Genomic DNA, 10,267 nt, shown 5'->3' with positions numbered 1-10,267 from the left:
GGTCGGGCGGTGCGACGCGGGATCGATCCGCGCGTGCGTTCGCGGACTGTCACGAGCCCCAGGCGAAATGCGCGACCGTGAAGATCACGAGTCCCGCCAGCGCCCCCACGATGGTGCCGTTCAGGCGGATGTACTGCAGGTCGCGGCCGACCATGAGCTCGATCTTCTCGGTGGTCTCTTCGGCATCCCATCGTTCGACGGTGTCGGTGATGATCGAGGCGATGTCGTGGCGGTAGCGCCCGACCACGAAGACCGCGGCGTCGGTGACCCAGCCGTCCACGCGTTTCTGCAGGGTCGGATCGTGCTGCAGGCGCTCGCCCACCTCGGCGAGGGCCGCGGAGGCGCGCCGCCGCAGGGCGCTGTCGGGGTCGGCGAGAGAGCGCAGCAGTCCCGCCTTGGCGGTGTTCCACGCGTCGGCGGCCAGCTGGCGCACCCGGGGGCTGTCGAACACCGCGGCCTTGGCCTCTTCGAGGCGCACCATCGTGGCCGGGTCGTGCTGCAGGTTGTCGGCGAGGCGAGCGAGATAGCCGTCGATCGCGCCGCGGGCCTGATGGCCGGGGTCGGCGCGGACCGCGTCGACGAACTGCACCGCCTCGCGGTAGACGGTGTCGTCGACGAGACGCGCGGCCATGCTGGGCACCCATGACGGCAGGCGACGCGAGACGAGACCCTGGAAGGTGTCGCGGTTGTTGCCGAGCCAGACGGCGATGTTGTCCAGGGCGAGGTCGACGGCGCCGTGGTGCGCGCCCGAGCCGACGACCCGCTGCAGCCACCCGCCGATCGAGGGGCCCCAGTCGGGGGAGAGCAGGTGCTCGCGCGCGAGGTCTTCGATCAGACCCTGCACGTCGTCGTCGTCGAGCGCGGTCAGGATGCTCGTGGCGAGAGTCGCGCCCTCGGCGGCGACGCGGTCGGCGTGCGCCGGGTCGGCGAGCCACGCTCCGGCGCGGGCCGACAGGGGCGTCGACTCGAGCTTGGTGCGCACCACGTCGCCCTCGAGGAAGTTGGTCTCGACGAACTCGCCCAGCTGTCGGCCGATCTCGTCCTTGCGCCGCGGGATGATCGCGGTGTGCGGGATCGGCAGACCCAGCGGATGCCGGAACAGCGCCGTCACCGCGAACCAGTCGGCGAGCGCACCGACCATGCCGCCCTCGGCCGCGGCGCGGACGTACTGCAGCCACTCCACCTCGCGCTGCAGGGGGAAGGACACCGCGAAGATCAGGGCCATGCCCAGCAGCGCGCCCAGGGCGACGCCCTTCATGACGCGCAGGGCGCGACGGCGTTCCTGGTCGGCGTGGCTCAGCGCCGCGGTGGGCGTGCGCGCCATCAGTCGGTCACCGGGCCGAGCCAGGCGGCCGCCGCGGTGGAGTGCGCCGACTCGGCGTCGGAGGGATGGAACATGCCGGCGAGGACATCGCGGTACAGCCGGCTCAGCTCGCTGCGGGCGAAGTACGCCGACCCCCCGCCGACCAGGATGGCGTCGTCCACGACCGCCTTCGCCATCGAGACGGCGCGGTACTTCACCCCGGCGAGCAGCGAGAACCACTGCGCGCCGTGGTCCGCCCGGGAGTCGACGTCGTGCGCGAGGGCCGCGAGCTGCGGGGGCAGCGCGTCGTAGGCGAGCGCCATGTCGGCGACGCGCCAGCGGATGTCGGGGTCGTTGGCGTACACCGTGCCCGTCTTCTTCGACCGCCGCGTCGACGCCGCCTCGACGGCGAGCTCGAGGGCCCGGCGCGCGATGCCGGTGTACACCGAGGCGAGCAGGATCTCGAACACCGAGAAGATACCGAAGATCAACGGATCGGGCTGCGGTCCGGGGGCCAGGCGCCGGATGATCCGTTCGGCCGGGGCGTGCGCGCCGCGCAGCTCGGTCGTGCGGCTCTGCGTCCCCCGCATGCCCAGGGTGTCCCAGTCGTCGCGGGCCACGACGGCGTCGCCGCGGTCGAGGAACGCGAACACCATCTGCGGGGCGTCGGCCGAGGTGCTGTCGAGACCGTGCACGCCCAGGTACGTCCACACCGGCGACAGCGAGGTGAAGATCTTGGTGCCCGTGAAGGTGTACCCACCCGCGCCGTCGGGCTCGGCGGCGGTGTCGCTGCCGAAGAGCACGAGGTCGTTGCCGGCCTCGCTGATGCCGAAGGCGAACACCTCGCCCGCTCCCGCGCGCTGCTCGACGAACGCCAGGTCGTCGATGCCGCGGTCGCGCAGCACCTTCGCCACCCCCGTCCACACCAGGTGCATGTTGATGGCGAGCGCCGTCGCGGGCGCGGCCCCCGCCAGTCGCTGCTGCAGCACCGACGCCTCGGCCAGGCTCAGCCCCGCACCGCCCTGCGCGGTGGGGACCAGGATGCCGAGGTACCCCGCCGCGCGCAGATCGTCGAGGTCGTCGTGGGGGAAGGTGTTGTCGCGGTCGTGCACGGCGGCCCGTTCGCGGATGCGCGCGAGCAGGTCGTCGGGCAGGAACCGAGCCGGGTCGAACGAGGTCATGGCATCCATTCTGGCCGTGACCGCCGACATCGCGGGTGGGGGTGGCGCGTACCGTCGACGGGTGCGCGGCTCGGCCGGCCCGCCCGGGCCGCGCCGGTGGGTCGGGCCGGGGCGCGTCAGGCCAACGCGTCCAGCAGCGCGGCGACGGTCGCCTCGGGCCGGTCGCGGTGGGGGGAGTGCCCGGCATCGGCGATCACGCTCATCGTCACCGCGGGGTTCCGCAGCACCTCGGCCGCCAGTTCGCCGGTGAAGATCGAGTGCACCTCCGGGTCGGCGCCGATCACGTGCGTCGGGAGGGTCAGCGCGGCGGCCCGGGCGCGGACGTCCCACGGCTCGTTCTGCGCCGACGTCTGCTCGATCGCCCACCGGCTGGCCCGCTGCGTCGCACGGGCCTTGAGCTCGACATCGAGCGGATGCCACGCGGGATGCTCCGCGCGGACGGCTTCGACCGTCGGGTCGGCGAAGGACTGCACCTGGCTCACCCGCACGATGTCGCGGTCTTCGGACGACAGCGCGATCGCAGGATCGATCAGCACCAGGCGGCGGGCCCACCCGGGGTGCTCGGCCGCGGCGACCGTGGCCGCCGCGCCCCCGAGGGAGTGGCCGACGACCGCGTCCCAGGGGCCCCCGCCATCGGGGGAGGCGGCGGCGAGATCGGCCGCGTAGGCCGCGATCGAGTAGTCCAGGGCTCGGGGCGCATCGCCGTGACCGCGCAGGTCCACGGCCACGGCGTGCCACCCCGCGTCGGCGAGGGCGGTGCCGAATCGCCACATGAGCGCGCCGTCGGAGCCGAGGCCGTGGACGAGGAGTACGCGGGGCGCGTCGGCGGCGCCCCACGACAGGCGGGGGAGGGTCACGGGTGCGGGCATGGCATCCATTGTGCTGTCCCGGGTGGGCGCGGCCTCGGCCCCGCCGTCACGGAACGACACCAGAATGGATGCCATGATCTCGACCGAGATGGCCCTGGCCCTGCGCGAGGCGGGGCTGGTGTGGCATCCGCGCTCCGGCGACCGGTTCCAGCTCGACGAGCCCGAGTTCGAGGCCGACGTGTTCACCGTCAGCGACATGACGATCGAGCCGCGCGATTACCCGACGGGACGCATCCTCGCCTTCAACGGCACGACCGAGTGGGCGCTGGACTCGGTCGCGACCGAGGACGCGCTGTGGCTGCCGTCGGAGTCCCAGCTGCGCGAGCTGCTGCGCTCGACCTTCCGCTCGCTGCGGCGTCTGTCGGACACCTACGAGGTGGAGATCTCGGTCGGGGGTTCCACGCTGGTGTTCGATCACCCCGCGCCCGCCGACGCGTACGCGCTCGCCGTGCTGGAGCTGCTGCGCCGCACGCACTGAGCCGTTCCCGATCCGGGGATGCCGCCGCCTCCCGGGGCGGCGCGCTCAGGTGACGGTGGGGACGGGCTCGGTGTCGGGGAGGGGACTGGCGTCGCGGTGACGCAGGTCGGGGAAGCCGCGGACGAACACGGCCGACACGATCAAGCCGGCGACGGCGAAACCGGCCGCGGCGACGTACGCGCCCGTCGGACCGACGCCGTCGACGAGGAACCCGGCCACCGCCGACCCCGCCGCGGCGCCGATGAGCTGGCCGGTGCCGATCCATCCGTAGGCCTCGGCCGTCTCGCTGAAGCGCACGCTCGCGCTGGTCATCGCGAACATCACCGCGAGGGCCGGAGCGATGCCCGCGCCCGCCACGAGCAGGGTGGCCCCGAGCCACCAGGCGTTGAGCGAGACGATGGTCAGCGAGAGACCGAGGGCCACGATCGCGAAGCGTCGGGCCATGGCCCACGGGCCGATCGGGATGTGTCCGAACGACAGACCGCCCGCGAGGCTGCCCACGGCGAAGACGGCCAGGACGAGTCCGGCCTCGAGGCCGCCGTGATCGAAGGTCGCCACGACACCCGCCTCGACCGCGGCGCACGCCCCGATCAGCAGGAAGCCGGTCGCGGTGGCGAGGATCACGGGCGGTTTGGTGAGGACCCGTCCCAGGCCCCGACGACTGCGGGGGATGCGTACGCGACCGACCTCGGGGCTGAGGATGAACCACGCGCCGCCGCCGATGAGGATCACGACGACCAGGAGCAGGCCGGGCACGGTGCCGATCTGCGTCGCCACGAGGGTGATGAGCACCGGGGCGAGCACCCAGATGATCTCCTGGAGCGAGGCGTCGAGCGAATACAGCGGCGTCAGCTGCTTCGAGGGCACCATCTTCGGGTAGATGGTGCGCACGGCCGACTGCACCGGCGGGGTCGACAGGCCCGCGATGAGACCCAGCGCCATGTAGAGGGGCAGGGGCAGCTCCACCAGCGCGAGAGCGGTGATCGCCGCGGCGCACACGAGGAGGGTGACCGTGAGCACGCGGCGCATGCCCCAGCGGCCCATCCAGCGGCTCGTCACGGGGCCCGCGACGGCCTGGCCGATGCTCGTGGCCGCGAGCACCAAGCCGGCGGCGCCGTAGGAGCCGGTGACGTGCTCGATGTGGAGCAGGATGGCCAGGCTCGTCATCCCGTTGGGGAAGCGCGCGGTCAACTGCGCGGCGATGATGCGCCCCACGCCGGGGGTTCGAAGGAGTTCGCGGTAGGCGGCCACCGGACAACGCTACAGCCGCCCCCGGACATCCGCCGAGGAGCGGAGCGGGGAGCCGGTGCGGCGACACGCCGCGACACGCCGGAGCGCTCTTTCCACCGCCTGTGCGATGTCGGAACCCCCGTCTAGCGTCCGATCTGTGGACAGACGGGGGCGCGACGCGTCAGAACCGCGGAATCGCGGCTGTTAACAGCGCTCGTGAAGGGGCTGGATCTGTGGATGAAATCGTGGACAACCTGTGTTGTACATGGGGAGAGACGGTGGAAAATCACACGGATGTAACTACTACCCCTTGTGGTGCCCCCCGATGTCGGCACCCATATGTAGTATTGAGGTCCCGGCGAGCCCTGCCCGCCCGGACGAAGATTTTTCAGGGGAAAGAGAGAACGACATGGCGATCACGGTCTACACCAACCCGTCCTGCGTCCAGTGCACCGCGACCTACCGCGCACTCGACTCGAAGGGCATCGAGTACAACGTGCTCGACCTGTCCGAAGACCCGTCGGCCCTCGAGCAGGTCAAGTCGCTCGGGTACCTGCAGGCTCCCGTCGTCATCACCGACGAAGACCACTGGTCGGGCTTCCGCCCCGACAAGATCGACGAGCTCGCGTCGCGCCTCGCCTGATCCGGCGACGGGCTCACCGACCTCCGTCATGAGCACTGTCGTGTCGGCGACCGAGGCTCCGCTGCTGGTCTACTTCTCGAGCGTGTCCGGTAACACCGCGCGTTTCATCGAGAAGCTCGGCAAACGGGCCGTGCGCATTCCGCTGCGGCCGACCGATCCGCCCCTGCACGTCGACGAACCCTTCGTCCTGGTCACCCCCACCTACGGCGGGGGTGCCGGGCGGGGCGTCGAGAAGGGCGCGGTCCCCAAGCAGGTCATCCGCTTCCTCAACGAGGAGCGGAATCGACGCAACATCCGCGGGGTCATCTCCGCGGGAAACACGAATTTCGGCGATGCCTTCTGCCTCGCCGGCGACATCGTCGCGCGCAAATGCGCGGTGCCGCATCTTTATCGACTCGAAGTCTTCGGTACGCCCGACGACGTCGAGCGGGTCACCGAGGGATTGGAACGATGGTGGAAGTTGAGCTGACCGACGTGGACTTCAAGACGGAGGCGCGTTTCGAGGGCCTGGATTACCACGCTCTGAACGCGATGCTGAACCTGTACGACGCCGACGGCAAGATCCAGTTCGACGCCGACAAGCGTGCCGCCCGCGAGTACTTCCTGCAGCACGTCAACCAGAACACGGTGTTCTTCCACTCCCTCAAGGAGCGCCTGGACTACCTCGTCGAGAAGGAGTACTACGAGCCCACCGTCCTCGCGAAGTACTCGATGGAGTTCATCCAGGAGCTGAACGACCGCGCGTACGGCGCCAAGTTCCGCTTCGAGACGTTCCTCGGTGCGTTCAAGTACTACACGAGCTACACGCTCAAGACCTTCGACGGGAAGCGCTACCTCGAGCGCTTCGAGGACCGCGTCGTCATGACCGCCCTCGCCCTGGCCGACGGCGACCAGCGCCTCGCGGTCCAGCTCGTCGACGAGATCATCTCGGGTCGTTTCCAGCCCGCCACCCCCACCTTCCTCAACGCCGGCAAGGCGCAGCGCGGCGAGCTCGTGTCGTGCTTCCTGCTGCGCATCGAGGACAACATGGAGTCGATCGCCCGCGGCATCAACTCCGCGCTGCAGCTGTCCAAGCGCGGCGGCGGGGTGGCCCTGCTGCTGTCGAACATCCGCGAGTCCGGTGCTCCCATCAAGCAGATCGAGAACCAGTCGTCGGGCATCATCCCCGTCATGAAGCTGCTCGAAGACAGCTTCAGCTACGCCAACCAGCTCGGTGCGCGCCAGGGCGCGGGTGCGGTGTACCTCAACGCCCACCACCCCGACATCCTGCGCTTCCTCGACACCAAGCGCGAGAACGCCGACGAGAAGATCCGCATCAAGACGCTCTCGCTGGGTGTCGTGATCCCCGACATCACGTTCGAGCTCGCCAAGAACGGCGAGGACATGTACCTCTTCTCGCCGTACGACGTCGAGAAGGTCTACAAGAAGCCCTTCGGCGACATCTCGGTGACCGAGAAGTACCGCGAGATGGTCGACGACCCGCGCATCAAGAAGACGAAGATCAACGCGCGCGAGTTCTTCCAGACCCTCGCCGAGATCCAGTTCGAGTCGGGCTACCCGTACATCATGTTCGAGGACACGGTGAACAAGGCGAACCCCATCGCCGGACGGATCAACATGTCCAACCTGTGCTCCGAGATCCTGCAGGTCAACACCCCGACCACGTACAACGAGGACCTCTCGTACGACACCATCGGCAAGGACATCAGCTGCAACCTCGGCTCGATGAACATCGCCCTGGCGATGGACGGTCGTGACCTCGGCCTGACGGTCGAGACCGCGATCCGCGCCCTCACCGCGGTCAGCGACCAGAGCCACATCGCCTCGGTCCGCTCGATCGAGGACGGCAACGACCGCTCGCACGCCATCGGCCTCGGCCAGATGAACCTGCACGGCTACCTCGCCCGCGAGCACGTCTACTACGGCTCCGACGAGGGCATCGACTTCACGAACATCTACTTCTACACGGTGCTGTTCCACGCGCTGCGGGCCTCGAACCGCCTCGCGATCGAGCGCGGTACCGCGTTCGACGGCTTCGAGAACTCCACCTACGCCTCGGGTGCGTTCTTCGACAAGTACACCGACCAGGTGTGGGAGCCGCAGACCGCCAAGACGAAGGAGCTGTTCGCCGGCATCCAGATCCCGACGCAGGACGACTGGCGCGAGCTCAAGTCCTCGATCCAGGCGCACGGCATCTACAACCAGAACCTGCAGGCTGTGCCCCCGACCGGTTCGATCTCGTACATCAACAACTCGACGAGCTCGATCCACCCGATCGCGTCGAAGATCGAGATCCGTAAAGAGGGCAAGCTCGGTCGCGTCTACTACCCGGCTCCGTTCATGACGAACGAGAACCTGGAGTACTACCAGGACGCGTACGAGATCGGCTACGAGAAGGTCATCGACACGTACGCCGCCGCGACGCAGCACGTCGACCAGGGTCTGTCGCTGACGCTGTTCTTCAAGGACACCGTCACCACGCGCGACATCAACAAGGCTCAGATCTACGCCTGGCGCAAGGGCATCAAGACCATCTACTACATCCGTCTGCGTCAGCTGGCGCTCGAGGGCACCGACATGACCGAGTGCGTCTCGTGCATGCTCTGACCCGCTGACCACCCATCGATCAAGGACACAGGAACGACATGGCTGAGAAGCTGCAGTTGCTGAACCACGTGCAGGCCATCAACTGGAACCGCATCCAGGACGACAAGGACCTCGAGGTCTGGAACCGTCTCGTCAACAACTTCTGGCTGCCCGAGAAGGTGCCGCTGTCCAACGACATCCAGTCGTGGAACACGCTCACCCCCGAGGAGCAGACCCTCACGATGCGCGTGTTCACCGGGCTCACGCTCCTGGACACCATCCAGGGCACGGTCGGCGCCGTCTCGCTCATCCCCGACGCGATCACCCCGCACGAAGAGGCCGTCTACACGAACATCGCGTTCATGGAGTCGGTGCACGCCAAGAGCTACTCGTCGATCTTCTCGACGCTGTGCTCGACCAAGGAGATCGACGAGGCGTTCCGCTGGTCGACCGAGAACGAGTTCCTTCAGAAGAAGGCGCGCATCGTCATGGACTACTACCGTGGCGACGACCCGCTCAAGCGCAAGGTCGCCTCGACCCTGCTGGAGTCGTTCCTGTTCTACTCGGGCTTCTACCTGCCGATGCACTGGTCGAGCCGCGCCAAGCTCACCAACACCGCCGACCTCGTGCGCCTCATCATCCGCGACGAGGCCGTGCACGGGTACTACATCGGCTACAAGTTCCAGCGCGGTCTCGAGACCGTCGACGAGGCGCGTCGTCAGGACATCAAGGACTACACGTTCTCGCTGATGTACGAGCTCTACGACAACGAGGTGGGGTACACCCAGAGCCTCTACGACTCGGTGGGCCTGAGCGAGGACGTCAAGAAGTTCCTGCACTACAACGCCAACAAGGCGCTGATGAACCTCGGCTACGAGGCGATGTTCCCCGCGTCGGTCACGAACGTGAACCCGGCGATCCTCTCGGCCCTGTCGCCGAACGCCGATGAGAACCACGACTTCTTCAGCGGGTCGGGCTCGTCGTACGTCATCGGCAAGGCCGAGGCGACCGAGGACGACGACTGGGACTTCTGAGTCCCCGAAGACGACGGCGGCCCCGCACGAGCGATCGTGGCGGGGCCGTCGTCGTGTAGGCGAACGTGAGCTTAGGGTCTAAGGCTTTTGCCTAATGCCTGTAGGCTAGGGACATGGTCCGTCCCCCGCTCACTCCGCGAACGGTCATCCGCACCGCCGCCGACCTCGCCGACGCCCAAGGCCTCGACGAGGTGACCCTCTCGGCGGTCGCGCGCGAGCTCGATGTCCGCACGCCCAGCCTGTACGCACACGTCCGCGACCTCGCGGCGCTCCGCGACGGCGTCACGATCCTCGCCCTCGGAGAACTCGCCGACCGCGACGGCGACGCGATCGCCGGGCGGGCCGGGCGTGACGCTCTGCGTGCCCTGTGCGACGCCCACCGCGACTACGCGCGCGCCCACCCCGGCCGCTGGCAGAGCCTGCAGCGCCGGGCCGGCGACGCCGTCGTGCGCAGCGACGAGGCAGCCCGATCCAGCCGGGCGCTCGCCGCCGTCCTGCGCGGCTACGGCGTCGACGAAAGCGACCAGGTCCACGCGACGCGGCTGGTCGGGGCGTTCCTGAACGGCTTCCTGCATCTCGAGCACGTCGGCAGCTTCGCGCACAGCGCCCCACCGGCCGACGACTCCTGGCTGCTGCTCATCGACCGCCTCGACGCCCTGCTGGACCACTGGCACACGAAAGGCGAGAAATGATCACCACCCCTCTGACCCTCGATCTCGTCCGCGGGGGAGCCGCACTCGAACCGGTCGAGCGCGGCCTGCGTCCGCACCGCCTGCCCCTGCCGTATCGGGAGCGCGAAGCCGACGCGCAGTTCACGATGGTGGAGCGGCAGCCGTCCGGCATCCATCTGCGGTTCCGGACGGCGGCGACCACCGTCGCGCTGCGCGTCGGCTTCGCGCTCCCGATACGGCAGGGGCAGGCGGTGCGGACGCAGGCCGCGCTC

10 protein-coding genes and 1 pseudogene are annotated in these 10,267 nt (G+C 68.9%); 7 read left to right on the top strand and 4 right to left on the bottom strand.

Translation table 11 applies throughout. From position 1 onward, the window contains the following. Positions 1–49: 49 nt before the first annotated feature. The 3 genes from QZ433_RS10105 to QZ433_RS10095 all read right to left on the bottom strand — a co-directional run bounded on the left by QZ433_RS10105 (position 50) and on the right by QZ433_RS10095 (position 3,428). Complete coding sequence (locus QZ433_RS10105) at positions 50–1,324, bottom strand: DUF445 domain-containing protein (protein WP_295782794.1); 1,275 nt, start codon at positions 1,322–1,324, stop codon at positions 50–52. After that, positions 1,324–2,484, bottom strand: a complete 1,161-nt coding sequence (locus QZ433_RS10100) for an acyl-CoA dehydrogenase family protein (RefSeq protein WP_295782791.1) — start codon at positions 2,482–2,484, stop codon at positions 1,324–1,326. The genes QZ433_RS10105 and QZ433_RS10100 overlap by 1 nt, the downstream gene beginning before the upstream one ends. Positions 2,485–2,600: 116 nt before the next feature. Continuing rightward, positions 2,601–3,428, bottom strand: a complete 828-nt coding sequence (locus tag QZ433_RS10095) for an alpha/beta hydrolase (RefSeq protein ID WP_295782788.1) — start codon at positions 3,426–3,428, stop codon at positions 2,601–2,603. On the opposite strand from QZ433_RS10095, the gene QZ433_RS10090 reads away from it, so the two are divergent. After that, the gene (locus tag QZ433_RS10090) at positions 3,427–3,831 is read left to right on the top strand and encodes a pilus assembly protein CpaE (RefSeq protein WP_108319951.1); all 405 of its coding nucleotides are present in this window, start codon (positions 3,427–3,429) and stop codon (positions 3,829–3,831) included. The genes QZ433_RS10095 and QZ433_RS10090 overlap by 2 nt on opposite strands. 45 nt (positions 3,832–3,876) lie before the next feature. On the opposite strand, the gene QZ433_RS10085 is transcribed toward QZ433_RS10090, so the two are convergent. Then, complete coding sequence (locus QZ433_RS10085) at positions 3,877–5,082, bottom strand: MFS transporter (RefSeq protein WP_295782784.1); 1,206 nt, start codon at positions 5,080–5,082, stop codon at positions 3,877–3,879. A 388-nt stretch (positions 5,083–5,470) separates the two neighbouring features. Here QZ433_RS10085 and nrdH point away from each other — a divergent pair, with 388 nt between their 5' ends. From nrdH to QZ433_RS10055, 6 genes and pseudogenes are all read left to right on the top strand, one after another. Continuing rightward, positions 5,471–5,704 carry a glutaredoxin-like protein NrdH gene (nrdH, locus tag QZ433_RS10080; RefSeq protein ID WP_295782781.1) on the top strand — a complete coding sequence of 78 codons (234 nt, stop codon included), beginning with the start codon at positions 5,471–5,473 and terminating at the stop codon, positions 5,702–5,704. A gap of 28 nt (positions 5,705–5,732) precedes the next feature. Continuing rightward, positions 5,733–6,173: a class Ib ribonucleoside-diphosphate reductase assembly flavoprotein NrdI gene (gene nrdI / locus QZ433_RS10075; RefSeq protein WP_108320568.1), complete on the top strand. Its 441-nt coding sequence runs from the start codon at positions 5,733–5,735 to the stop codon at positions 6,171–6,173. Continuing rightward, a complete protein-coding gene (gene nrdE / locus QZ433_RS10070) occupies positions 6,155–8,311 on the top strand; it encodes a class 1b ribonucleoside-diphosphate reductase subunit alpha (RefSeq protein ID WP_295782778.1) in 2,157 nt (718 codons plus the stop codon). Before nrdI ends, nrdE begins: the two co-directional genes overlap by 19 nt. A gap of 38 nt (positions 8,312–8,349) precedes the next feature. Beyond that, the gene (gene nrdF / locus QZ433_RS10065; protein WP_108320566.1) at positions 8,350–9,324 is read left to right on the top strand and encodes a class 1b ribonucleoside-diphosphate reductase subunit beta; all 975 of its coding nucleotides are present in this window, start codon (positions 8,350–8,352) and stop codon (positions 9,322–9,324) included. 113 nt (positions 9,325–9,437) lie between these two features. Continuing rightward, positions 9,438–10,016: a TetR/AcrR family transcriptional regulator gene (locus QZ433_RS10060; protein WP_295782773.1), complete on the top strand. Its 579-nt coding sequence runs from the start codon at positions 9,438–9,440 to the stop codon at positions 10,014–10,016. Beyond that, positions 10,013–10,267, top strand: a pseudogene (locus QZ433_RS10055) (hypothetical protein); the annotation flags it as partial. The gene QZ433_RS10060 and the pseudogene QZ433_RS10055, both read left to right, overlap by 4 nt.

This window comes from uncultured Microbacterium sp. (genome assembly GCF_913776565.1).
Lineage (GTDB): Bacteria > Actinomycetota > Actinomycetes > Actinomycetales > Microbacteriaceae > Microbacterium.
Note: the sequence above shows the minus strand (reverse complement) of the source record. Positions and strands in the feature narration are given on the sequence as shown.